We start from the raw sequence: 25,212 nt of genomic DNA, 5'->3' as shown, positions 1-25,212 counted from the left end.
GGCGTTTGAAAGCAGTGCGGGGAAGAATGTTTGGCGTAAAAAAAACCTGCGCATCTGCGCAGGCCGGTGCAAGATAATCAGTACGAAACGCGTACTTAAAAACTCACCTATCAATACCTCTGGGACCCTGATTGTCAGGTTTTTTGCCCCTGCCGCACCAGCGATAAAACGCAAGGGAATAAGCCTAAGTGCAACCAGTTATTGCCATTTTCGCTATCTGTAACAGCGGCGAGCGGTGAACAGGAAGAGGCTTATCCGATGCGGGTAGCGAGGGCATTTCGCGGGAGCGGGTCGCGGCATGTTCCGCCTGCGGGCAAAAAAAAACCTGCGCATCTGCGCAGGCTGGTGTAATTAGAGTGGCCAACGTAACGTTAGCTCCACCTATCAATACCTCTGGGATAGCCAGAATATCAATGCAATGAATGGATAAACCAGCGAACATTCGCAACAGCTAATCGCAAAGTGTAAGCAAAGGTGTGAATGTTCCCACCGCCGTTTCATTCGTCTCCGCCCCTGCGCTTGTCGTTGTGTAACTTTTTCACCATGAAGGCTAATCTGCATCACATTTGCGCGAAGCCAGGCGCCTCCAGCCTTGAATCTGCCACACTTTCCCGTAACATAACGGTATGTAAACGCTTACCCTATAAAAGGTCTGGTATGGCGACAATTAAGGATGTAGCCCGACTCGCTGGAGTGTCCGTCGCTACCGTATCCCGCGTGATCAACAACTCCCCCAAAGCCAGTGAAACCTCGCGCCAGTCGGTGACTGCGGCGATGGAAACGCTCAATTATCATCCCAATGCTAACGCGCGCGCGCTGGCGCAGCAGTCGACGGAGACCGTCGGTCTGGTGGTGGGTGACGTGTCCGATCCTTTCTTCGGCGCAATGGTCAAAGCCGTCGAGCAGGTGGCCTACAACACCGGTAACTTTTTGCTGATCGGCAATGGGTATCACAGCATTAAAAAAGAGCGCCAGGCCATTGAGCAGCTTATCCGCCATCGCTGCGCTGCGCTGGTCGTACACGCGAAAATGATCCCTGACGACGAGCTCGCCGGGCTGATGAGACAGATCCCTGGCATGGTGCTGATCAACCGTATTCTGGCGGGTTTTGAGCAGCGTTGCGTCGCCCTGGATGACCGCTACGGCGCCTGGCTGGCGACCCGTCACCTGATCCAACAGGGGCATACCCGTATCGGCTACCTCTGTTCCAACCACGCGATTTCTGATGCTGAAGATCGTCTGCAAGGCTATTACGCGGCGTTAACGGAGAGCGGTCTGCCCTGTAACGATCGGCTGGTGACATTTGCCGAACCTGATGAAAGCGGCGGCGAACAGGCCATCACCGAACTCCTGGGACGCGGCAGGAATTTTACCGCTGTCGCCTGCTATAACGACTCGATGGCCGCCGGCGCGATGGGGGTGCTGAATGATAATGGTATTGACGTTCCGCGCGAGATTTCGCTGATTGGCTTCGATGATGTGCTGATCTCTCGCTATGTTCGCCCGCGCCTGACGACGGTGCGTTACCCCATCGTGACCATGGCAACGCAGGCCGCCGAACTGGCGCTGGCGCTGGCGGATCAGCGCCCGGCGCCTGAAATCACCCATTTATTCAGCCCGACGCTGGTTCGCCGTCACTCGGTAATGGCGCCGTCGGAAAGCGATAAGTCGTAACGATACAGGCTGACGGCGGTGGCCGGGTAATCCAGCCCTTCACCAATATACTGCCAGCCAAAACGCTCATAAAAATCGCGGCAGGCGGAGTAAAGATACAGCTGCGGGTGCCCAAGCCGGCGGGCATAGTCGATCACATGTTGCTGCAGCTGTCCCGCGATGCCCCGTCCGCGCGCGTCCGGGGAGACGTACAGCGCCGCCATCCACGGGAACAGATCCTGACGGCTGATTAAGTCGCAGCGCCACAGCCCCACCGTCCCGATAAGCGTCTCGCCCTCGACGGCGATAAAGGTGAGCGGCAGCGCCTCCGGCGTCTGGCTGTGGGCAATGAGAGTGGCAAAAAAAGGCAGCGGCAGCGTTTCGCCGCCAAAGGCCTGCCAGAGCCACGTCGCCACCTGTTCGGCGTGCTGCGGCGCGGCGTATAATGGCTGAATATGCATAACCGATCCCCTGCTGAAAATCCTCTGGCTGCCAGTATACCGCGCCCGCAGTGGCCGGTGGCGAGAACGTCAAGGCGTAGAAGAGCCATTTTGCGGACACTTCCTGCAAAAAGCGTGATCGCGATAGTTCTTTGCGTCCGGTTGAGCGCATATCCCTCTGAATGTCTGTGATAAACTGCGGCTTATCACGTGAAATCAGGAATCGATGAATGGCTACAATGCTGGATGTCTCAATTCGCGCAGGCGTCTCTAAAGCGACGGTTTCCCGCGTGTTGAACGGCACAGGTCAGGTAAAAGAGAGCACCCGCCAACAGGTATTCAAAGCGATGGAAGAGCTGGGATACCGGCCAAACTTTCTCGCCCGTTCGCTGGCGAACCGTACCAGCAACAGTATCGGACTGGTGGTTTCTACCTTTGATGGTTTCTATTTTGGCCGCCTGCTACAACAGGCTTCGCGCCAGACGGAAGCCTGGGGAAAACAGCTGATCGTCACCGACGGCCACGATGCCCCGGAACGCGAAGAAGAAGCGGTGCAGATGCTCGCTGACCGCCAGTGCGACGCAATCATCCTCTATACCCGCCACATGAGCGAAAAGAAGATCATGTCGCTGATCGAATCCATCGATATGCCGCTGGTCGTGATTAACCGCGACGTCAGCCTGGCGCGGGAACGCTGCGTGTTCTTCGAGCAGGAAGATGCGGCCTTTCAGGCGGTCAATTATCTGATTACGCAAGGGCACCGGGATATCGCCTGCATGACCGTACCGATGCATACCCCTACGGGCAAAGCCCGTCTGCAGGGATACCGCAAGGCCCTGAAAAAGCATGGTATCGCGTGGGATGCGGCGAAAGTGAAATACGGCGATTCGACGATGACCCGCGGCTATGAACTGTGCCGTGAGCTGCTTGATGAGAAAACAACGTTCAGCGCGCTGTTTTCCTGTAACGATGATATGGCGCTGGGCGCCTCAAAAGCGCTGCATCAGGCGGGGCTGCGGATCCCGCAGGACGTTTCGCTGTTCGGCTTCGACGATGCCCCGAGCGCAAAATGGCTGGAACCCGGCCTGTCGACGGTCTATCTGCCGATCGATAACATGATCACCACCGCGATCGATCAGGCGATCAAGCTCGCCAACGACCAGCCGATCGAAACGATCCCGCCGTTTACCGGCACGCTGGTCTTGCGCGAGTCGGTTACGACGGGGCCCTATTTTTAGAACAGCTCTAAGGCCAGCAGCTCCTGAATCGTCTGCCGACGACGGATCAGCCGTGCGCTGCCGTTGTCGAACAGCACTTCCGGCAGCAGCGGACGACTGTTGTAGTTTGAGGACATCGACGCGCCATAAGCCCCCGTATCATGCAGCACCAGATAATCTCCCGGCGCGACTTCAGGCAGCAAACGCGTCTCCACCTTGCCCCCTTCCTGCTGAGTGAAGACGTCGCCCGATTCACACAGCGGCCCGGCCACGACGGTGTCGATAAGCGGCGCGGCGCTCAGGTTGCGGCCATCCGCCGCCAGGGCGGTAATATGGTGATAGCTGCCGTACATTGACGGGCGCATCAGATCGTTAAAACCGGCATCAATCAGGACAAAGTGGCGGCTTCCCATCTCTTTAACGCTACGTACCTGAGAGACCAGCACCCCGGATTCGGCCACCAGGAAGCGACCCGGCTCGATTTCCAGTTTCACCGGATGGCCGAGATGTCGGGCGATCTGCTCGCGCGCGGCGTTCCACAAGCCGTAGTAGTGATCGGTATCGATCGCCTCTTCACCTTCGCGATACGGGATCGACAGCCCGCCGCCGGCAGAGATCGCCTGCAGATCCTGCCCAAACTCCACCACCTGACGCACCATCGCGCCGCAAACCTGTTCCAGGTGGCCATAATCAACTCCGGAGCCAATGTGCATGTGGATCCCCACCAGCTGGAGCTGATAGCGACGCATCACTTCCAGCGCCGCCGGCAGATGGCTGTACCAGATCCCGTGTTTGCTGTTTTCGCCACCGGTGTTGGTTTTTTGGCTGTGGCCGTGACCAAAGCCCGGGTTGACGCGCAGCCAGACGCGATGGCCTGGAGAGACTTCCCCCAGCTGGCTCAGCATATCGACTGAACCGGCATTCACCGGAATCTGCAGGGCCTTGACGCGCTCCAGCGTCGCCTCGTCAATCAGATCGGCGGTAAAAACGATATCTTCCGGATGCTGCTGCGGGTCATAACCTGCCGCCAGCGCACGTTCAATCTCCCCGAGGGAGACGGAGTCCACCTTAACGCCCTGTTCACGCATCAGGCGCAAAATATGGATATTGGAGCAGGCCTTCTGGGCAAAACGCACCACGTCGAACTGGCTGAGCTGGGCTATCTGGCGGCGGATAATCTGCGCGTCATAGACCCACACCGGGCAGCCAAATTCGGCAGGCAGGCGAAGCAGGTTCTCGGCAGTCAGGTCAGTATCGGTGGCGTAAAGCGAGCGTGGCATAATGAACTCCGGCGTTATCTGTGTTGTGCGCGTTTTTTTATGATTACGCCATAGCCTGAAGAGAATAAAAAATATCGTTTTATCGTGACTCTATGCAAAAATGATATGGATACTGCCAATCCGTCGAGAGCCGCCATGCCTGCCGTCAATTTACGCCATATTGAAATCTTCCATGCGGTGATGACCACCGGCAATCTCACCGAGGCGGCTCGTCTGCTGAATACCTCTCAGCCGACCGTCAGCCGCGAGCTGGCACGCTTTGAAAAGGTGATTGGGCTGAAGCTGTTTGAACGCACCCGCGGACGTTTGCAGCCGACGGTGCAAGGGTTGCGGCTGTTTGAAGAGGTTCAGCGCTCCTGGTACGGACTGGACCGCATCGTCAGCGCCGCCGAGAGTCTGCGCGAGTTCCGCCAGGGCGAACTGTCCGTCGCCTGTCTGCCGGTATTTTCTCAGTCGTTTTTGCCGCTGCTGCTGCAGCCCTTTCTGGCGCGCTATCCCGAGGTCAGCCTGCAGATTGTGCCGCAGGAGTCTCCCCTGCTGGAGGAGTGGCTCTCCGCCCAACGTCACGATCTCGGCCTGACGGAAACCCTGCACACGCCCGCCGGGACGGAACGAACGCCGCTGTTAACGCTTAACGAGGTTTGCGTGCTGCCGCAGAGCCACCCGCTTGCCAGTAAGCAGGAGCTTACTCCGGCCGATTTCCACGGTGAAAACTATATCAGCCTGTCGCGCACTGACAGCTATCGTCAGCTGCTTGATGCCCTGTTTGCGGATCATCAGGTGAAGCGCCGGATGGTGGTGGAGACCCACAGCGCGTCCTCGGTTTGCGCGATGGTACGGGCGGGCGTCGGGATCTCAGTCGTCAACCCGCTGACCGCCCTCGACTATGGCGAAAGCGGCGTGGCGGTGCGCCGCTTTAGCGTCGAGGTGCCGTTTACCGTCAGCCTGATCCGCCCGCTACACCGCCCGGGATCGGCGCTGGTCGAGACCTTCATTCAGCACCTGCAAGGGAGCCTGCCGCGGATTCAAGGCCCGCTGGACGCGGTGCTCAAGAGAGCATAAACGTCACCGCGTCCGCGGCGTGAATCGCAGCGGTATCGAACACCGGCAGCGGGCTGCTCTCCACGGGTACCAGCAGGCCAATCTCGGTACAGCCGAAAATGACCCCTTCTGCGCCCTGCTCCGCCAGCGCTTCAATCACCTGCAGGTAATAATCGCGGGAGTCGTCGTTAAACGCGCCCAGGCACAGCTCATCAAAAATAATCCGGTTAATACGTTCACGATCGTCAGCGTCCGGAATCAGCGTCTCGATAGCGAACTGCGCCTGCAGGCGCCCACGATAAAAATCCTGCTCCATGGTATAGCGCGTTCCCAGCAGGGCAACCCGCTTTTGGCCTTTGGCGGTAATGGCTCGCCCGGTGGCATCGGCAATATGCAGGAACGGCACCTCACAGCGCGTTTCGATGGCCTGCGCCACTTTATGCATCGTGTTGGTACACAGAACAATCCCTTCCGCGCCCGCCTGCTGCAGGCCAACTGCCGCCTGCGCCAGAATCTCGCCGGCGCGATCCCAGTCCCCTGCGGACTGGCAGGCTTCGATCTCATGGAAATCGACGCTGTGCAGCAGCAGACTCGCCGAATGCAGGCCGCCTAAATGCGCTTTGATACCTTCGTTGATCAAACGGTAATAGGGAATGGTGGATTCCCAGCTCATGCCGCCCAACAGGCCAATCGTTTTCATCATCCGCTCCTGATTATGCTTTGCTCCAGTGAAACAAACTTGTGATCAACTTTCCACTTCTCTTGTCGATCGTTTCTTTCCCGACGATTCTGCGATAAATTAAATGAAACATTGTTTCACTTAACAACAGGACTGCCGGATGTTTATTTTTCATAACGAGACCACCCTTGAAGATCTGGGCAATGGCGTGACCCGTCGTATTCTTGCGCACGGTGGCAATATGATGGCCGTGGAGGTCAATTTCGACAGCGGGGCCATCGGTCCAATGCACAACCACCCCCACGAACAGCTGACCTATGTGCTATCCGGCGAATTTGAGTTCACCATCGGTGAAGAGAAACGGGTGGTGCGCGCCGGAGATACGCTCTACAAAAAGCCGCATATTATGCACGGCTGCATCTGTCTGAAAGCTGGCACCCTGCTGGATACCTTTACTCCCGTTCGTGAGGATTTCCTGTAAACCGCGCTTCCCAGGGGCATATTCGTCATGCCCCTTTTATCCATTCTTACTTGCCGCCAGAATAATTTGTTAAAAAATATGTAACAGTAAAATGATTAGCCTGCCACTCATCTTGCTCATCCCTGCATAAGATCTCATCTTCAGCACTTTCTACAAACCCCTATCAATCCTGGAAAATGCTCGCCATCTCATTTTTTGAAACATCGTTTCGACTTCGATCACACTTCCGCTATGAATCGAATGACTCTGTAATAAATCGCAATAAAATAAAATTAAAACGGCGTTTTATAAAACTGATGCGCCGGACAAGTAAAAACCGAAACATTCAGGCTCAGCAGGGACGCTGCGAGCAAAAACCCATAACAAACACAAGGTTAAAAAGGAAGCCAACGCCAGCTGAGACACCCGATACCGATTCACTTTCTGGCCGCGACTGGGCGCAGAAAACCACGACACCGAATCCGTTTTACAAACTCGTAAGCCAGGTAGGTATGTATGAATGAAAACAAGATGCTGGGATTGGCATGGATATCGCCCTATATCATCGGGCTGATAGTCTTTACCGCTTTTCCCTTTGTTTCATCTTTCTTCCTCAGTTTCACTGAGTACGATTTGATGAGCCCGCCGGTGTTTAACGGCATTGAAAACTATCGCTACATGTTGACCGAAGATGGCCTCTTCTGGAAATCCATGGGCGTGACCTTTGCCTACGTCTTTTTAACGATACCGTTAAAACTGGCCTTCGCACTGGGTATAGCGTTTGTCCTCAACTTTAAGCTGCGCGGTATCGGCTTTTTCCGTACCGCTTATTACATTCCGTCCATTCTCGGTAGCTCGGTAGCGATTGCCGTCCTGTGGCGCGCGCTGTTTGCTATCGACGGCCTGCTGAACAGCTTTATCGGCGTGCTGGGATTCGACCCGGTGAACTGGCTCGGTGAGCCGTCGCTGGCGCTGATGTCCGTCACCCTGCTGCGCGTCTGGCAGTTTGGTTCGGCGATGGTCATCTTCCTCGCCGCGCTGCAAAACGTCCCGCAGTCACAGTATGAAGCGGCGATGATCGACGGCGCGTCTAAGTGGCAGATGTTTATGAAGGTCACCGTGCCGCTGATTACGCCGGTCATCTTCTTCAACTTTATTATGCAGACCACCCAGGCGTTCCAGGAGTTTACCGGTCCGTACGTCATCACCGGCGGCGGCCCAACCTACTCCACCTATCTGTTCTCGCTCTATATCTACGACACCGCCTTTAAGTACTTCGATATGGGGTACGGCGCGGCGCTGGCATGGGTGCTGTTCCTGGTGGTTGCGGTCTTTGCCGCCATCGCCTTTAAGTCATCGAAATATTGGGTGTTCTACTCCGCCGATAAAGGAGGCAAAAATGGCTGATATTCAACAAATCACCCCGGCAACGGAAATTGCGGAGCGTGAAGTTGCCCGCACCCTGCGCCGCGAAAAAGTCAGCCGGACCATCCGTTATGTCATCCTGCTGTTCGTCGGCCTGCTGATGCTCTACCCGCTGGTGTGGATGTTCTCGGCGTCGTTCAAACCGAACCATGAGATTTTCACCACCCTGAGCCTGTGGCCGGCCCACGCGACCTGGGACGGCTTTATTAACGGCTGGAAAACCGGTACCGAGTACAACTTCGGTCACTACATGCTGAACACCTTTAAGTATGTGATCCCGAAAGTCCTGCTGACCATTATCTCCTCGACCATCGTGGCCTACGGCTTTGCCCGCTTCGAAATCCCGTGGAAGAAATTCTGGTTCGCCACGCTCATCACCACCATGCTGCTGCCGAGCACCGTCCTGCTGATCCCGCAGTACCTGATGTTCCGTGAAATGGGCATGCTGAACAGCTATCTGCCGCTATATCTGCCGCTGGCTTTCGCCACCCAGGGATTCTTCGTCTTCATGCTTATCCAGTTCCTGCGCGGCGTACCGCGCGACATGGAAGAGGCGGCGCAGATCGACGGTTGTAACTCCATTCAGGTGCTGTGGTACGTGGTGGTGCCAATCCTGAAACCGGCGATTATCTCGGTGGCGCTGTTCCAGTTTATGTGGTCGATGAACGACTTTATCGGTCCGCTGATTTACGTCTACAGCGTGGATAAATATCCGATCGCACTGGCGCTGAAAATGTCCATCGACGTCACGGAAGGCGCTCCGTGGAACGAAATTCTGGCAATGGCGAGTATCTCCATTCTGCCATCCATCATCGTGTTCTTCCTGGCACAACGCTACTTCGTACAGGGCGTTACCAGCAGCGGAATCAAAGGTTAAGAGGGAAATATCATGGCTGAAGTTATTTTCAACAAACTGGAAAAAGTTTACTCCAACGGCTTCAAAGCGGTACATGCTATCGACCTGAAAATCGCGGACGGCGAGTTTATGGTGATCGTCGGTCCATCCGGCTGTGCGAAATCCACCACCCTGCGTATGCTGGCGGGACTGGAAACCATCAGCGGCGGCGAAGTGCGTATCGGCGAGAAGATCGTCAACAACCTTGCGCCAAAAGCGCGCGGTATTGCGATGGTGTTCCAGAACTATGCGCTCTACCCGCACATGACGGTGCGTGAGAATCTCGCCTTTGGTCTCAAGCTGAGCAAGCTGCCGAAAGACCAGATTGATGCCCAGGTTAACGAAGCGGCCAAAATCCTCGAGCTGGAAGAGCTGCTCGACCGTCTTCCGCGCCAGCTTTCCGGCGGCCAGGCCCAGCGCGTGGCGGTTGGCCGCGCGATTGTCAAAAAACCGGATGTGTTCCTGTTTGATGAGCCGCTCTCTAACCTTGACGCCAAGCTGCGCGCCTCGATGCGTATCCGTATTTCCGATCTGCACAAGCAGCTGAAGAAATCCGGCAAGCCGGCGACCACCGTGTACGTCACCCACGACCAGACCGAAGCGATGACCATGGGCGACCGTATCTGCGTCATGAAGCTCGGGCATATCATGCAGGTCGATACTCCGGACAACCTGTACCACAAACCGAAAAACATGTTCGTTGCCGGCTTTATCGGTGCCCCGGAGATGAACATTCGCCCCAGCAAGCTGGTTGAACAGGCCGGTCGCCTGCACCTGACTATCGGCGATGAGCTGCTGCCGTTAAGCGCGACCCTGCAGGATAAAGTCGGCAGCCATAAAAACCAGCCGCTGTTCTACGGCGTCCGCCCGGAGTTTGTCTCCATCGCCGATGAGCCGTTCGCCGAAGGCGGCTGCTCGGGCGAAATGGTGCGGGTCGAAAACATGGGGCACGAGTTTTTCGTCTACCTGAAAGTCGCCGACTATGAACTGACCGCCCGCGTCCCTTCTGACGAAGCGAAGCCGATGATTGATAAAGGGCTGCATCGCAAGGTGTGGTTCAAATTCGACATGAATAAGTGCCATCTGTTTGATGCCGCCACCGAACAGAACATCTCTCTGTAATCACTGGAGTATTAAAATGAAAAAAGTGCTTTTAAGCGCCGTAATCTCCGCCACTCTGGGCCTTACCGCGTTACCGTCTCTGGCAAAGGATGTCGATCTGCGTATGTCATGGTGGGGCGGCAACGGCCGCCATCAGGTCACCCTGAAAGCGCTGGAGGAGTTTCATAAACAGAATCCGGACATCAACGTTAAAGCCGAATACACCGGCTGGGACGGCCATCTTTCGCGCCTGACCACCCAAATCGCCGGGGGAACCGAGCCGGACGTGATGCAGACAAACTGGAACTGGCTGCCTATCTTCTCGAAGAACGGGGAAGGTTTCTACGATCTGAACAAAATGAAGGATGTCATCGACCTCAGCCAGTTCGACGCCAAAGAGCTGCAGTCCACCACGGTCAATGGCAAACTCAACGGTATCCCGATTTCCGTTACCGCCAGGGTATTCTACTTTAACGACGAAACCTGGAAAAAAGCCGGCGTCGCCTTCCCGAAAACCTGGGATGAGCTGATGGCGGCGGGCAAAACCTTTGAGAGCAAACTGGGTAAGCAGTATTTCCCGGTGGTGCTGGAGCACCAGGATACCCTGGCGCTGCTGAACTCCTACATGATTCAGAAGTACAACCAGCCGGCTATCGACGAGAAAACGAAGAAATTCTCCTACAGCAAAGAACAGTGGGTCGAATTCTTCCAGATGTACAAAAAGCTCATCGACAGCCACGTGATGCCGGACACCAAATACTATGCCTCATTCGGCAAGAGCAACATGTATGAGATGAAACCGTGGATTCAGGGGGAATGGTCGGGGACATACATGTGGAACTCCACCATCAACAAATACTCCGACAACCTGAAGCCGCCGGCGAAGCTGGCGCTGGGCGACTACCCGATGCTACCGGGCGCCACCGATGCCGGCCTGTTCTTTAAACCGGCGCAGATGCTCTCCATCGGCAAATCGACGAAAAACCCGGAAGCGGCGGCGAAAGTGATTAACTTCCTGCTGAACAGCAAAGAGGGCGTGGATACGCTGGGCCTGGAGCGCGGCGTGCCGTTAAGCAAAGTGGCGGTGAAATACCTGACCGAAGACGGCACGATCAAAACCGACGATCCGGCCGTATCCGGGCTGAAGCTGGCGCAGTCGCTGCCGACAAAACTTTCGGTATCGCCTTACTTTGATGACCCGCAGATCGTTGCCCAGTTTGGCACGTCGCTGCAGTACATCGACTACGGGCAGAAAAGCGTCGAAGAGACGGCGGTGGACTTCCAGCGCCAGTCTGACCGCATTTTACGGCGCGCCATGCGCTAAGTGTTTGCCACCTCCCCTGCCCCGCAGCGCCCGCTGCGGGGTATTTTTTGTCAGGAGTGAACCATGAAGGGCAAGATTATCCCGTTGGATTTCCGCACCACGGAAGACAGCGAAACCGGACATCGGGTGATTCGGATGACGCCGCCGCACGTTATCTGCCACCGTAACTACTTCTATCAAAAATGCTTTACCCGGGATGGCAGCAAACTTATTTTCGGCGGCGGATTCGAGGGCCACTGGAACTACTATTTACTCGATATTGCCGCGCAGCAGGCCATTCAACTGACCGACGGGCCTGGAGACAATACCTTCGGTGGTTTTTTATCCGACGATGACCGCACGCTGTGGTACGTGAAAAACAATCAGCAGTTGCGCCGCGTGGATCTGGCTACGCGGGAAGAGCAGGTGGTTTACGAAGTGGATGACGACTGGGTCGCCTATGGTACCTGGGTGGCAAACAGCGATTGCAACAAACTGGTCGGCATCGAGATCAAAAAAAGCGACTGGCAGCCGCTCACCGACTGGAGTAAATTCCGCGCCTTTTATTTTACCCATCCCGAATGCCGCCTGATCAATATCGACCTGCATAGCGGCGAGCGCCGCGTTATCCTGCAGGAGAAACGCTGGCTGGGTCATCCGATTTACCGGCCGTTTGATGACCAGACCATCGCGTTCTGCCACGAAGGACCGCGCGATGCTATCGACGCCAGGATGTGGCTTATCAATACTGACGGCAGCAATATGCGCAACGTTCGCCAGCACCAGCCGGGACAGAGTTTCACCCATGAGTTCTGGGTGCCGGACGGCTCCGCGCTCTATTACGTCGCCCACCGGGAAAACGATCCGCAGCGCTATCTCTACCGTGCCGATCCGACCACGCTGGATAATCGTCGGCTGCTGACCATTCCCCCCTGCTCGCACCTGATGAGCAACCACGACGGCTCACTGGTCGTCGGCGATGGCGCACCGCATCATACCGGCGATATTCAGCTAAACGATCCGTTTATCTGGGTATTTGATGTGCAGTCCGGTACGCAGCAGGCCGTCTGTCGCCACGACTCCAGCTGGAAAGTGCTCGACGGCGATCGCCAGGTTACTCATCCGCATCCGTCATTTTCTCCGGATAACCGCTGGGTGCTATTCACTTCCGATAAAGAAGGGATGCCGGCGCTGTATCTGGCGGAGGTGTAGTCATGCAACATCGCCTCCGGGAAACCCCATCCAGACCAGCCTCTGACGATCTCCCCCGCTGGCGGCTGACGCCTTAGCGGGGCTACGAGTTCACCGCCGTCCGCGGGCCGGTAGCCCGGACAGATGTGCGGCATCGCCTCCGGGAAACCCCATCCAGGCCAGCCTCTGGCGATCTCCCCGCTGGCGGCTGACGCCTTAGCGGGGCTACGAGTTCACCGCCGTCTGCGGGCCGGTAGCCCGAACAGATGTGCGGCATCGCCTCCGGGAAACCTCATCCAGGCCAGCCTCTGGCGATCTCACCGCTGGCGGCTGACGCCTTAGCGGGGGCTACGAGTTCACCACCGTCCGCGGGCCGGTAGCCCGGGCGCGGCGTTTATGCCGCGACCCGGGAGCCCTGTCAGAAGAAATATTTGAAGCGAACGCGGGCACCGTAGCGGTCATCCGTACTGCCGGTTTTCGCCGCCGAAGAGTCCAGCCAGGAGGCATAGGCCCCGAGATAGATATTAAAGTTCGGCATATCCATAATATTCGGCAGTTGCCATGAGGTATGAATGGTGTGAATGTCATAACGTCCCGGCGCCAGAATCGCGCAGTCGCCGTCACATTCCCCGCTCACCCCGGACATATTGAACTGGTCGATTTTGTTATGCGCATAGATATAGCCCAGCTCTACACGATGCCATAATGCGTTGATACCGGCGCTGAAATCTTTCTCATCCGCCGCGTCAAGATAGGCGGTACTCAGATTCACCACCGCGCCATTTTCGGCATCGGTTTTCAGCGTGTTCCAGCTCATGGTCATCCCGTAACCGGTACGATTTGACTGGTCGACCCAGCCGCCATTTTGCTTATCATAACCGTAGGCGTTATTCACCAGGTTGCTCTCCGCCGCAGCCGCCACCGACCAGGCGCCGGACTGCCAGGCCACCACCGGGCGAACATAGGCGACGTTTTTGCGATTATCCAGCGCGTTGCCGTGATAGCTGCGGTTGACGAACAGCGAGCTGCCGTCCTCCACCAGCGTATTCAGCTCAAAATACCAGTTATCCAGCGTTTTGCTGAGCAGAAAGTTGCCGCCGCTGCTGCTACGCCCGCGTCCCTCTTTCATCATATAGATATAGCCGTAGCCGTCGCTGTACAGATCGTTGGCCGTATTACCGGAATACTCAATAAAGGTATCCTGATTCAGCGGGAACATATCATAGGCTTCAAAACGCCCCACTTTAACTTTCCAGTCATCCTGGCGGCCAAAGAAGAATACCGCATCATCGAGATTCATTTTCCCGGTCATATCCGCCAGCGGCTGCACGCTGAAGCCAGCATATTTCCCGTCAGCGCCTTTACGCAGGCCATCAAAGCCCAGCAGAATACGGCCGTTAATATCCCAGCGTTCTTTATCTCCCGGCGCCCAGTTTTTATTAGCACTGGTTTTCACCGACGTCAGGCTACCGGTGCGGCTGGCGCCATCCATATTAAATTCAACGTCGCCATAGAATTTTAATTCGCCATAATCATTAAGCTGTAAAGCCGGTTTAGCCGGTGCAACGCTGGCCACCGTCGCTGGCGTCTGCTGGCCTTTAAGCGTCTTAATTTCCGCCTCCGCGCTGGCCGCCCGCTGTTCGGTCGCCTTGAGCCGCTGCTCCATTTGCGCCAGCCGCTCCTCAAGAGATAACGGCGCCTGCGCATTAGCCAGAGGGGTAAATAAAGACGTCACAATACATCCGACCCAGATCTTTTTCATCGGTAAACCCTTTCTTATTATTTAATTAAATGAAATTTTTTATTTATGGATAAAACCGGCGACGACGATGACAATAATAACCCGCCCATCGCCGCGGACGGGTTATTAACAACATTGAGTTTATTTATTCTAACTGCCAGGCGCCGCCCTCAGATAATAAAGCGGTACCGCTCCAGGCAAATAATGATAATTCCCGGCGGGAAGCGTCCGGATAAATACGGCTACTCAGGCAGGCCTCGCCATCATTGACAAAGACCTCAACCGAGGAGCTATCAAAGAACAGGCGCAGTTTCAGCGGCGCAGCGGCGGTGAGCGGTACGCTGCGTACGCCGCACAGGCCGTACTGCGGATAGTGGCGTTCGAGCACCAGACGCTGCATCTGCGCGTCAACGTAGACGCGTAGACCGTCGCCAAAGCTCAGTCCATATTGTTCGGCGGTGCTGTTGGCGCAGTCCCAGTGCAGGATAACCTCCATCGCGTCGCAGTTTTCCACCATCAGCAACTGCTGATTCTTCACGGTGCTGACCGGCCACGGGAACCAGGCGCGACGCAAACACTCCACCTCTTTCGCCGGACGCATCTGCAGACGGTTGTCCTCACTCAGGCTCAGCTCACGCGGGAGAGAGAGCATTCCTGCCCAGCCGTCCTGCTGTTCCGGCATCGGTGATTCCCACATATCCAGCCAGCCGATGACGATACGACGGCCGTCGGGCGTTTCGAAGCTTTGCGGAGCGTAAAAGTCATGCCCGTGGTCCATTTCAACAAACTGACCTTCACGCGCAAAGCGCTGTCCGGACTGCCAGTCGCCGAGCAGGTAGCCGCTCTGGAATAAATTACGGTTCTCGTAGCCCTGCGCCGCCAGCCCCTGCGGAGAGAACATCAGCACGTGCTTATCGCCGAGGGTGAAGAAGTCCGGGCATTCCCACATATAGCCCATCTTCTCTTCCGCTTCGTCGAGGACCCCTTCCTCATGCCACTGATGCAGATCGTCCGAGCGGTACAGGCGCACCTGACCGGTATCGCCGACGCGGGCGCCGACGATCATGTACCAGCTGTCGCCGACGCGCCACACCTTCGGGTCGCGGAAGTGATGCAGTCCCGGCGGCGTATCCAGTACCATCCCCTGACGCTCAAAGTGAATGCCGTCGCGACTGGTGGCCAGACACTGCACCTGATAGAGATTCTCTTCGTCGCTGGGATCGCCGTGGAATTTATGCCCGGTATAGATCAACGCCAGCGTATCGCCGTCCACCACCGCCGAACCGGAGAAGCAGCCATCTTTATCCTCCGGCCCTTCCGGCGCCAGCGCCACCGGCAGGTGTTCCCAATGGACTAAATCCTTGCTGCGCGCATGACCCCAGTGCATCGGCCCCCACTGCGTGGAGTAAGGATGATGCTGATAAAAGGCGTGATACCAGCCGTCAAACCAGACCAGACCATTGGGATCGTTGATCCAGCCCGCACGGGCGGCGAGATGGTAGCGTGGGTACCAGCGCAGGTTTAACGCCTCGCGTTTCGCCTGCAGTTCCTGTTCAGCGTTAGCAACGGTATACATCATATTCTTCACTCTTTTCATTCAGATAGCGGAGGGTTGCGACATCATCGGATCCGAAGATGAGCGACTGGATCGCAACAAGAAAATGGAGATAAAGGTGGTGCAGAACACCAGCAGTCCCATAATCAGATAGGACTGGGCGAAGCCATATTTCTCGTAGCTGTAGCCCGCAAGCGGCGACAGCACCGTGGCAATGACCGAGCTGGTGCAGGCAAAGCCCACCAGGTACAGCGTGGAAGAGAGGCGTTTATCAAAGTTTAAGCTGTTGTATTTAAAGATGGCGACCAGCAGTACCGGCAGCTCCACCGCATGGAGCAGTTTGGTGATGGAAATCAGCAGCGGCCCTTCCACCAGCCCGGAGGCCACCATACGTAATGCCATGACCATCCCGGCGAAAATCAGGCCGTTTTTCGCGCCAATACGGTTAACCAGCCACGGCGCGCAGAACATCCCGGCCGCTTCGAGGAACACCTGGAAAGAATTCAGGTAGCCGTACATCGCGTTCCCTTCCTGCAAAGTTGCGAACTGCGAGGAAAAGTAGACCGGGAACTGTTGGTCGTAGACGCCGTAAATGCAGGTCCCGACGACAAAAAAGACCAGCGCCCAGAAACGCGGCAGCGTCAGCAGACGCAGCGCATCCTCCAGCGTTACTTTGCCGCCCGAGATCGCTTCCTGCATGGCCTGCGGTGCGGAGGAGACCCGCAGCCGCGCCAGCAGAACAAAGAATACCAGGCCGGAACAGCTGGCGACCGCAAAGTTAAGTTTCGGATTGATGTTAAACAGCAATCCGGCAAAAAAGGTCGCCACCGCCCAACCCAGCGATCCCCACATACGCGCCCGACCAAACTCAAACTGGCTCTGGCGCGCCACGCGTTCGGTATAGGATTCGAGAACCCCGATGCCGCCGTTAAAGGTTAAGCCGATATAGATCCCGCCAAAAATACTGCCGAGCAGCACGTTTATTTTCAGCAGATAACCAAACAGCAGATAGGCCGGCCCGGAGAGAATCAGTAGCACGGTGATATACCACAGCAGGTTTTTACGCAGCCCGAGCTTGTCCTGAATAAAGCCGTAACACACCTGGGCAAACAGCGCTGATACGGAAAGCACGGCGTAGATGATCCCGGTATCCCCCGCCTTGAGCCCGACTTCCTGGTGCAACCAGATAGAGAGCAATGAGCCGGAAGAGGACCAGGTAACAAAAAAGAAAAACAGTAAGGCGCTGAGGAGCGGATAGCTGTGAGAGTGATGGGCTTTCATCATGACATTCTCGTGTAGGGGTAATGCATGCAATGGTAACGTTAACAAAAAACATAAATCATGCCGTTTTACTGAGATACATGATGTTAATCACAAAAGTTAACGTTAACATAACGAGGGTGCGATCGCGATCAAATAATCCGGCCCACGGAGAGAACACGGCATACGATAGAATATCGTATGATCCTTTTACATCAGCAACTTAGTTGTATAGCCTGTTGCATGCGGCAACGGTGGAGTGTGAAATATGGCATCCTTGAAAGATGTGGCAAAACTGGCAAACGTATCTCTGATGACGGTTTCACGGGCGCTGAACAACCCGGAACGTCTGAAACCCGAGACGTTGGCTCGCGTTCAGGCGGCTATCGAACAGACCAACTATGTCCCCGACCTGTCAGCCAAGAAAATCCGCGGCGCGCGCGCCACGCCGAATACCATTGGCGTACTGGCACTGGATACCGTCACCACGCCGTTTTCGGTTGAGATCACGTTATCTATCGAAGAGACCGCCCGCGCGCATGGCTGGAACAGCTTCGTGGTGAATATGTTTTCCGATGATAGTCCGGAAACCATCGTCGATCTGCTGCTCTCCCACCGTCCTGACGGTATCATCTACACCACCATGGGGCTGCGCCAGGTCCCCGTTCCGGCCAAGCTGCTGACGCTCCCCTGCGTCCTCGCCAACTGCGAAAGTCTTAACGACCCGGTCGCCAGCTATATTCCTGATGATGAGCAGGGTCAGTACGCTGCGGTAAAAGCGCTGCTCGCCGCAGGCTACCGTAACCCGCTCTGTTTACATCTCCCGGCCAACCATCTTGCCACCGTGCGCCGCCGCCACGGGCTGGAGCGCGCCTGCCGCGAAGCCGGTATCGATCCGGATACGTTGGTGCACAGCTATATGACCTGGGGCGATCAGCACTATCAAGATATTCCCGCCGTGGTGCAGGCCCATCTCCGCCGGGGGAAACCGTCGTTCGATTCGATTATCTGCGGCAACGATCGTATCGCCTTTATGGTCTATCAGACGCTGCTGGCGCAAGGATTGCGGATTCCGCAGGACGTTGCGGTGCTGGGCTACGATAATATGGTCGGCATTGGCGATCTGTTTTTACCGCCGCTATCGACGGTGCAGCTGCCGCACTATGACATCGGGCGCCTGAGCGCCCTGCATATTATTCACGGTGATAACCATCGGGAAACGGTACGCGTAGCCAGTCCGTGGCTGCCCAGAGCATCCTTGTGATTAATTACCGATATTGCGCAGCTTTTCGCCGGACATCAGTCGGCGCTCAATATGTTCGAGCGTGACGTTTTTGGTTTCCGGAATCAGCCAGAACGTCACGCCGATAAACGCCACGTTCAGCGCGGTGTAGAGCCAGAAGGTCCCCGCTGCGCCAATCGTATCCAGCAGCGTCAGGAAGGTGGCGCCGATAATCATGTTCGACACCCAGTTGGTGGTGGTCGAACAGGTGATGCCAAAGTCGCGGCATTTCAGCGGCTGAATTTCCGAACACAGGATCCACACCACCGGCGCGGCGCTCATCGCATAGCCTGCAATGCACATCATGGTCATGCCGACGGAAAGCCAGGACAGCCCGCTGGAGGCGGTACCGTTATCAAACTGCATCAGGCAGTAGCCCAGCACCAGCGTTCCGATAGCCATCACGCTAAAGCCGATTTTCAGCGCCGGTTTACGCCCCGCTTTATCGACGGTAAAGACCGCGATAAAGGTCGCAAACATAAAGGTCAGGCCCACTACCAGCGTGGCAACCATCTGCTGCTCGGTGGTGGTGAAGCCGGCCATTTTAAAAATACGCGGCGCGTAGTACATGATGATATTCATGCCGGTAAATTGCTGCATCGCCTGTAACAGCATGCCAAGGAAGACCGCGCGGCGGACGTTGCGATTGATCTTAAACAGCGCCCAGCCGCCTTGCTTAAGCTTCAGGCTTTCGCGGATTTCATTGAGCTCATCACGGGCTTTTTCCGAAGTATCGCGCAGCATACGCAGCACCTCTTCCGCTTCGACGTGGCGCCCCTTTTCAGCCAGCCAGCGCGGGCTGTTCGGCAGGAAAATCACCAGAACCATCAGCAGGAGCGCCGGCAGCGCCAGAACGCCCAGCATCGCCCGCCAGTTACCGCTGTAGCTGAATGCGGTGTCGGACAGGAAGGCCATGACGATCCCCAGCGTCACCATCAGCTGATACATACTGATCATCTTGCCGCGCACATTTTCACTCGCCATTTCAGAAAGATACAGCGGCGCGGTATACGAGGCGATCCCCACGGCGATACCGAGAATGATCCTTGCCGCCAGCAGCATTTCGACACTCGCGGCAAACGCCGATCCGACCGACCCGGCCACAAACAGTACCGCCCCCGCCATCAGACTGTATTTACGTCCCAGTCGGAAGGAGAGCCAGCCGTTGAACAGCGCGCCAACCGCCGCCCCAAGCATCATGCTGCTGACCACCCACTCCTGCAGCCGGCTGGATAAGACAAAATGGTCGGTAATAAAGGGCAGCGCCCCGGCAATCACCCCTATATCGAGGCCAAATAGCAATCCAGCCACCGCAGCGGCAATAGAGACAAACTGGTTCATGCGTCGGGTATCACGCTGGCTACGCGCCAGGACCGTCGTGCCGTCACTGATTGAGGTCATTTTTTTCCTGCCTGAGCAAAGTAAGACGTTCAGTGAAAGTACGCGATCGACGCGACAAAGTGTCAGGGAGGAGACGTCAAAGATATGGATTAAATAGCTGGAAGGAGTTGTTTTGTGATGGACATTAAACTTTCTATTATTGCCGTTTCATCAATCACTGTTTATTAACTCCCTTTATTTATTGGTATATAGCTGAAAGCATGACGAAATGATATGGACGATCTTCAAATTAAGAGCCATCTCAATATGGATAATTAATGTTCATTTTTTATCGCTGTTGCGCCGGTTGCCGCATGGTGAAGTGACCTGGCCCACCGCCGCCAGGCATAAAAAAACCCTGCCGTCACAGCAGGGTTTATCGCCTGTCGCCGCGCGAGCTTAGCGCGCCAGCCAGCCGCCATCGACCGCCACGGTGTAGCCGTTAATGTAATCCGATGCGCTGGAGGAGAGAAAGACCACCGGCCCTTTCAGATCGTCCGGTAAGCCCCAGCGCCCTGCCGGAATGCGGTCAAGAATTTCCGCGCTACGCTGTTCATCGGAGCGCAGCTGCTGGGTGTTGTTGGTCGCCATATAGCCCGGCGCAATCGCATTGACGTTGATGTTGTACTTCGCCCACTCGTTCGCCAGCAGACGGGTCACCCCCATCACGCCGCTTTTTGATGCGGTGTAGGACGGTACGCGAATACCGCCCTGGAAAGAGAGCATCGACGCGATGTTAATGATCTTGCCGCCGTTACCCTGGGCAATAAAATGCTTCGCCGCCGCCTGAGACATAAAGAACACGGTCTTGATGTTCAGATCCATCACGTCATCCCAGTCTTTCTCACTGAATTCAAGGGCATCCTGACGGCGAATCAGACCGGCGTTGTTGACCAGAATATCGATATGACCGAATTCGGCAACCGCACGCTCAAGCAGTTGAGGAATACCGTCAATCTGGCGCAAATCGGCGGTCAGGCTCAGGAAACGACGTCCCAGCGCGGTAACACGCTCAATCGTTTCCACCGGCTCAACAATATTAATGCCGACAATATCGCAGCCCGCTTCGGCCAGACCGAGCGCCATACCCTGACCCAGACCGGTATCGCAGCCGGTGACAACAGCCACTTTACCCTGTAGAGAGAATGCATCAAGTATCATACTTTGTTCCTTAATCTTTCAGAGCCCGTACAACACAGGCAAGGTTCTATTTGTCCGATCCGCATCCCTCACGGTTGCTTACGCCAGGGGAAACGCTCTGGGTATTACCCACCTTAAAAATAAAACACAGTTTCGTTTTACTGGTGTCGACATCTTACCCCCGAGGAAAGGTGTTTTCAATTTTTATTAAAACAACGTTTCATATTTTCACCATCTATTTATCAAAAATGCAAAACCGATCACGGAGCGATGTGCAAGAAAAGATATAAAAATAATAAAATACAATGAGTTAATTTAACTTTGAAAAAGGACAGCAAAACGCAAAAAGTGGGCATGAAAACAAAGATCGCCTCGAGATGCCAGGTGACAGAGCGGTAAAACCGCGATCCAGAGCAACATTTTATGGCGAATTGCGCTCGTCATCACAAATAATGAAACGATGTTTTGATAAATTAACACTCATCTTTTAAATCAACCTCACCTGGCTACACGTCCCCTGCAGACAGGCGACATCGCGGGAAGGAAAAGGAGTACATCATGGCTAAAGGCATGCGGGTAAAATTGAATTATGCAGTCAGTCGCGATCCGGATACCGGCGCGGAGATCACCCGCTTAACCCCTCCGGAAGTAACCTGTCATCGTAACTATTTCTATCAGAAGTGTTTTTTTAATGATGGCAGCCACCTGCTGTTCGCCGGCGAGTTTGATGGCCACTGGAACTACTATCTGTTAAATATCGCGACAGCCGAGGCCGTTCAGCTCACCGAAGGCGCCGGCGATAATACCTTCGGCGGTTTTCTCTCACCGGATGACTCCGCGCTCTATTACGTTAAAAACGACCGTACGCTGCTGGAAGTCAACCTTTCAACCCTGCAGGAACGTCAGGTCTACCGCGTCCCGGATGAGTGGGTCGGATACGGTACCTGGGTCGCCAACAGCGACTGCAGCAAACTGGTCGGTATTGAGATTGCGAAAAGCGACTGGACGCCGCTCAACGACTGGCAGATTTTCCACGACTTCTTCCATAAAGGTCCGCACTGCCGTCTGCTGCGCGTCGACCTGCAAAGCGGCGAGAGCCGCGTTATTCATGAAGAGAAAAAATGGCTGGGTCATCCTATCTACCGTCCGTTCGACGACAACACCGTCGCCTTCTGCCATGAAGGGCCGCACGATCTGGTCGACGCCCGGATGTGGATGGTCAACGAAGATGGCAGCCACGTACGGAAAGTCAAAGAGCATGCCGAGGGTGAAAGCTGTACCCACGAATTCTGGGTCCCGAACGGTTCTGCGCTGATTTATGTCTCTTATCTGAAAGGTCAACAGGGACGGACGATTTATCGCTTCGATCCGGATACCGGCATCAATACCGCGCTGATGTCGATGCCCGCCTGCTCGCATCTGATGAGCAATTTCGACGGCACGCTGTTAGTCGGGGATGGCTCTGGTACGCCGGTGGATGTGAAAGATACCAGCGGTTACACCATTGATAATGACCCTTATCTCTATGTCTTTGATGTCGCGAAACAGGCTTACTTCCGCGTTGCCCGGCATGATACCTCCTGGGCGACGGTCGCCAATAGCCGCCAGGTCACCCATCCGCATCCTTCGTTTACGCCGGACGATGGCGCAATCTTGTTCAGCTCGGACAAAGACGGAAAACCGGCTATCTACATCGCGAAACTGCCAGCGCATCCGGAGATGCTGCAGGCGTAATATCCGTATCGTTTTTGAGTGTGTTTCTGTAACTGGCCTTGCCCTCCTTCGCGGAGGGCTTTTTTGTTTCATTACCGCCCGGCGGGGTATCTGAGGCAGGCAAAAGCCGTTTCTGCTCACCTTCTGTTGCACCCGTGCCGGTGAAATTTTCCGCGGCTCCTCTCAACAGCGCGGGCGGCAAACCTGCTTTCGCCAGAATCAGTGCTAAAGGACGCGCTGCCGGACGACAGCAACAGAAAACCCCGGCTAACGGCTCCGGGGTCATGACGGAAGAGGGTTTTATCAGAAGCTGTAAGCCACCCCGACGCGGAAACGGGTCTGGCGATCGCTGCGGTCATTCACCCCAACGTTGCCCACTTCACCATACGGCGCCCAGTTTTTGTCCAGCTTATAGGCCAGCTTCACGTTGTACTCCTGGGAGTAAGGCTTGTTGTCGTTGCGGTTCACCCCCTCGGAGCTGCGGGCATAAACATAGTTCAGCTCGGTACGCCAGTTGCCCATCACAAAACCGGCCCACGCATCGCCACGGTTCACTTTATCGTCTTCTTTGCCGGCGCTCGCCGGGTAGCGGGTATAGTCGTAGCGATAACGGGCCGCCACGTAGAAACCATTATCGAAGCTGTATTGCACCCGCAGATTGGGTTTGTAGATTGAGCGGCTATCGTTGCTCTCAATATTAAACCCCGGCGTCACGGAGAAGTTCTGATTCGCCTTCCACTGCCAGCTAATGGTCTCTTCGTGGCCGTTGCCGACAAAATCTGAATACGGTTGCGAGGTATTATCGCCGCCTGACTTCCACTTTGCCTCAACGGAGAAGCCGAATCCGTTGGCAAAGCGATGGGAGACCGAGACGCGGTCGGCGTTGGTTTTATCTGTTTTACCTCCATCAATGAATTCATGACGCAAATCAACGGTGACAGCGGAAGCGGAAAACGCTGCGGCACAGAGAGAAGCAAGGGCCAGAGATCTTGCAAACATAGGGTACCCCTCAAAATTAAAATTATGTTTCTATTTTATGAAACTGCATTTTATTTTTTAAGGACGTATGTTTTAGTGATCGAGATCGTAATTATTTGTTTCAAAAAACATGGCACAGCAGGACGTGACAAAGCTCAACAAAAAAGGCCTTTATCACCCCTGTTTCGCTGAATTTTGCCGGGATCTGCGGGGAGAAAAGCCAATAAAAAAGCCTCCGCAAGGAGGCTTGAGAAGCAGGTAAAGCAAAGCGGGACTATGCGCGTTCTACCGCCAGCGCAACGCCCTGACCACCGCCGATACAGAGCGTAGCCAACCCTTTGCGGGCATCGCGTTTAATCATCTCGTGCACCAGAGAAACCAGAATACGGCAGCCGGATGCCCCAATAGGATGGCCCAGCGCAATCGCCCCGCCGTTGACATTGACCCGCCGCTCATCCCATTCCAACACTCGTCCCACAGAAATCGCCTGGGCGGCAAATGCCTCATTGGCCTCGATAAGATCGACCTCATCCAGCCGCCAGCCCGCTCTTTCCAGACAGCGGCGCGTCGCGTGTACCGGCGCGATCCCCATCAGGGCCGGATCGACGCCGACGCTGGCAAAAGCGCGGATCCGCGCAAGGATCGGCAGACCGAGCTCCTGCGCTTTCGATTCGCTCATCATCATTACCGCCGCCGCGCCGTCATTGATGCTGGAAGCGTTGCCTGCGGTCACTGAACCCAGCCGATCGAAGGTGGGTAGCAGACTGGCCAGCCCTTCGGCGCTGGCATCGACCCGCGGCTGCTCATCGGTATCAACGGTGCGCGGCGCCCCGTTCAGCTCGGTGGTCACCGGCACAATCTCATCACGAAAGCGCCCTGAATCAATCGCCCGCCGGGCCTTTTGCTGCGAACTCAGCGCCCAGGCATCCTGCAGCTCGCGGCTGATACCATATTCACGCGCCAGGTTTTCCGCCGTGACTCCCATGTGATAGTCGTTGAAAGCATCCCACAAACCATCGTGAACCAGGCTGTCAATCAGCTGGCTGTTACCCAGCTGAGCGCCGGTGCGGCTATCGGTGAGAACGTGCGGCGCCCGGCTCATATTTTCCTGACCGCCGGCAATCACCACGTCGGCTTCACCGCACTGGATTGCCTGCGTCGCCAGATGCAGCGCCTTCAGTCCGGAACCACACACGTCGTTAATCGTAATGGCAGAAACGGTATTCGGCAGACCGCCGCGGATCGCCGATTGACGGGCCGGGTTTTGCCCGGTCCCTGCAGTCAGCACCTGCCCGAGGATCACTTCATCAACACTTTGCGGGTCGATACCGGTACGTTCCACCAGAGCCTTGACCACGAGACTCCCCAACTCTACCGCGGAGTGGCGCGACAACGTTCCCTGAAAACACCCTATCGGGGTGCGCAACGCACCAACGATCACGACATCTTTCATCCTCTACCTCTGCCCTGCCTGTGCG

Annotated in this window: 21 protein-coding genes; 11 read left to right on the top strand and 10 right to left on the bottom strand. The window is 55.8% G+C overall.

Annotated features, from left to right (window positions below; all coding sequences use genetic code 11):
* The first annotated feature begins 657 nt into the window (after positions 1 to 657).
* Entirely contained in the window at positions 658 to 1,674 is a 1,017-nt protein-coding gene (gene galR, locus AC007G_RS06800; RefSeq protein ID WP_049267016.1) for an HTH-type transcriptional regulator GalR, read from the top strand.
* Here galR and AC007G_RS06795 read toward each other — a convergent pair.
* Complete coding sequence (locus AC007G_RS06795; RefSeq protein ID WP_047663441.1) at positions 1,635 to 2,114, bottom strand: GNAT family N-acetyltransferase; 480 nt, start codon at positions 2,112 to 2,114, stop codon at positions 1,635 to 1,637. The two genes, galR and AC007G_RS06795, sit on opposite strands and share 40 nt — an antisense overlap.
* 218 nt (positions 2,115 to 2,332) lie before the next feature.
* Here AC007G_RS06795 and AC007G_RS06790 point away from each other — a divergent pair, with 218 nt between their 5' ends.
* On the top strand, positions 2,333 to 3,331 hold the full coding sequence (locus AC007G_RS06790; protein ID WP_162180069.1) for a LacI family DNA-binding transcriptional regulator: 999 nt from the start codon (positions 2,333 to 2,335) through the stop codon (positions 3,329 to 3,331).
* Here the strand turns inward: AC007G_RS06790 and lysA are convergent.
* Positions 3,328 to 4,590: a diaminopimelate decarboxylase gene (gene lysA / locus AC007G_RS06785; protein ID WP_032690882.1), complete on the bottom strand. Its 1,263-nt coding sequence runs from the start codon at positions 4,588 to 4,590 to the stop codon at positions 3,328 to 3,330. The two genes, AC007G_RS06790 and lysA, sit on opposite strands and share 4 nt — an antisense overlap.
* Before the next feature lie 135 nt (positions 4,591 to 4,725).
* Here lysA and AC007G_RS06780 point away from each other — a divergent pair, with 135 nt between their 5' ends.
* Positions 4,726 to 5,652, top strand: a complete 927-nt coding sequence (locus tag AC007G_RS06780; RefSeq protein WP_032690881.1) for a LysR family transcriptional regulator — start codon at positions 4,726 to 4,728, stop codon at positions 5,650 to 5,652.
* Here AC007G_RS06780 and AC007G_RS06775 read toward each other — a convergent pair.
* A complete protein-coding gene (locus tag AC007G_RS06775; protein ID WP_032690880.1) occupies positions 5,639 to 6,331 on the bottom strand; it encodes an aspartate/glutamate racemase in 693 nt (230 codons plus the stop codon). The genes AC007G_RS06780 and AC007G_RS06775 overlap by 14 nt on opposite strands.
* 139 nt (positions 6,332 to 6,470) lie before the next feature.
* On the opposite strand from AC007G_RS06775, the gene AC007G_RS06770 reads away from it, so the two are divergent.
* From AC007G_RS06770 to AC007G_RS06745, 6 genes are all read left to right on the top strand, one after another.
* Positions 6,471 to 6,791, top strand: a complete 321-nt coding sequence (locus AC007G_RS06770) for a cupin domain-containing protein (protein WP_032690879.1) — start codon at positions 6,471 to 6,473, stop codon at positions 6,789 to 6,791.
* 495 nt (positions 6,792 to 7,286) lie between these two features.
* Positions 7,287 to 8,177 (top strand): carbohydrate ABC transporter permease, encoded by an 891-nt coding sequence (locus AC007G_RS06765; RefSeq protein ID WP_004115132.1) that lies wholly within the window; start codon positions 7,287 to 7,289, stop codon positions 8,175 to 8,177.
* Positions 8,170 to 9,072, top strand: coding sequence for a carbohydrate ABC transporter permease (locus AC007G_RS06760; RefSeq protein ID WP_032690878.1), 903 nt, complete (start codon positions 8,170 to 8,172; stop codon positions 9,070 to 9,072). Before AC007G_RS06765 ends, AC007G_RS06760 begins: the two co-directional genes overlap by 8 nt.
* A gap of 12 nt (positions 9,073 to 9,084) precedes the next feature.
* Positions 9,085 to 10,212 (top strand): ABC transporter ATP-binding protein, encoded by a 1,128-nt coding sequence (locus tag AC007G_RS06755; RefSeq protein WP_032690877.1) that lies wholly within the window; start codon positions 9,085 to 9,087, stop codon positions 10,210 to 10,212.
* A 16-nt stretch (positions 10,213 to 10,228) separates the two neighbouring features.
* Positions 10,229 to 11,515 (top strand): ABC transporter substrate-binding protein, encoded by a 1,287-nt coding sequence (locus tag AC007G_RS06750; RefSeq protein ID WP_142629847.1) that lies wholly within the window; start codon positions 10,229 to 10,231, stop codon positions 11,513 to 11,515.
* 63 nt (positions 11,516 to 11,578) lie between these two features.
* Positions 11,579 to 12,706: an oligogalacturonate lyase family protein gene (locus AC007G_RS06745; protein WP_142629849.1), complete on the top strand. Its 1,128-nt coding sequence runs from the start codon at positions 11,579 to 11,581 to the stop codon at positions 12,704 to 12,706.
* Between the two features lie 397 nt (positions 12,707 to 13,103).
* Here the strand turns inward: AC007G_RS06745 and AC007G_RS06740 are convergent, their stop codons facing one another.
* From AC007G_RS06740 to AC007G_RS06730, 3 genes are all read right to left on the bottom strand, one after another.
* Entirely contained in the window at positions 13,104 to 14,447 is a 1,344-nt protein-coding gene (locus tag AC007G_RS06740) for a carbohydrate porin (RefSeq protein WP_032690874.1), read from the bottom strand.
* A gap of 124 nt (positions 14,448 to 14,571) precedes the next feature.
* The gene (locus tag AC007G_RS06735; protein ID WP_032698857.1) at positions 14,572 to 16,005 is read right to left on the bottom strand and encodes a glycoside hydrolase family 32 protein; all 1,434 of its coding nucleotides are present in this window, start codon (positions 16,003 to 16,005) and stop codon (positions 14,572 to 14,574) included.
* An 18-nt stretch (positions 16,006 to 16,023) separates the two neighbouring features.
* Positions 16,024 to 17,265, bottom strand: a complete 1,242-nt coding sequence (locus tag AC007G_RS06730; RefSeq protein ID WP_004867177.1) for an MFS transporter — start codon at positions 17,263 to 17,265, stop codon at positions 16,024 to 16,026.
* Between the two features lie 244 nt (positions 17,266 to 17,509).
* Here AC007G_RS06730 and AC007G_RS06725 point away from each other — a divergent pair, with 244 nt between their 5' ends.
* Positions 17,510 to 18,505, top strand: a complete 996-nt coding sequence (locus AC007G_RS06725) for a LacI family DNA-binding transcriptional regulator (protein ID WP_032696717.1) — start codon at positions 17,510 to 17,512, stop codon at positions 18,503 to 18,505.
* Here AC007G_RS06725 and araE read toward each other — a convergent pair whose 3' ends face one another.
* Both araE and kduD read right to left on the bottom strand, forming a co-directional pair.
* Entirely contained in the window at positions 18,506 to 19,924 is a 1,419-nt protein-coding gene (araE, locus tag AC007G_RS06720; protein WP_032696716.1) for an arabinose-proton symporter AraE, read from the bottom strand.
* A 378-nt stretch (positions 19,925 to 20,302) separates the two neighbouring features.
* Positions 20,303 to 21,064 carry a 2-dehydro-3-deoxy-D-gluconate 5-dehydrogenase KduD gene (kduD, locus tag AC007G_RS06715; RefSeq protein WP_004867185.1) on the bottom strand — a complete coding sequence of 254 codons (762 nt, stop codon included), beginning with the start codon at positions 21,062 to 21,064 and terminating at the stop codon, positions 20,303 to 20,305.
* Between the two features lie 537 nt (positions 21,065 to 21,601).
* Between kduD and AC007G_RS06710 the strand changes: the two genes are divergently transcribed.
* Positions 21,602 to 22,777: an oligogalacturonate lyase family protein gene (locus AC007G_RS06710; RefSeq protein ID WP_085396863.1), complete on the top strand. Its 1,176-nt coding sequence runs from the start codon at positions 21,602 to 21,604 to the stop codon at positions 22,775 to 22,777.
* 282 nt (positions 22,778 to 23,059) lie between these two features.
* Here the strand turns inward: AC007G_RS06710 and AC007G_RS06705 are convergent, their stop codons facing one another.
* On the bottom strand, positions 23,060 to 23,755 hold the full coding sequence (locus AC007G_RS06705; RefSeq protein WP_032690868.1) for an oligogalacturonate-specific porin KdgM family protein: 696 nt from the start codon (positions 23,753 to 23,755) through the stop codon (positions 23,060 to 23,062).
* A 253-nt stretch (positions 23,756 to 24,008) separates the two neighbouring features.
* Positions 24,009 to 25,187, bottom strand: a complete 1,179-nt coding sequence (locus tag AC007G_RS06700) for an acetyl-CoA C-acetyltransferase (RefSeq protein ID WP_004867193.1) — start codon at positions 25,185 to 25,187, stop codon at positions 24,009 to 24,011.
* Between the last annotated feature and the right edge of the window lie 25 nt (positions 25,188 to 25,212).

It is taken from the genome of Klebsiella sp. CSG-1 (assembly GCF_056521145.1).
This window is presented reverse-complemented; position numbering and strand designations above follow the sequence as displayed.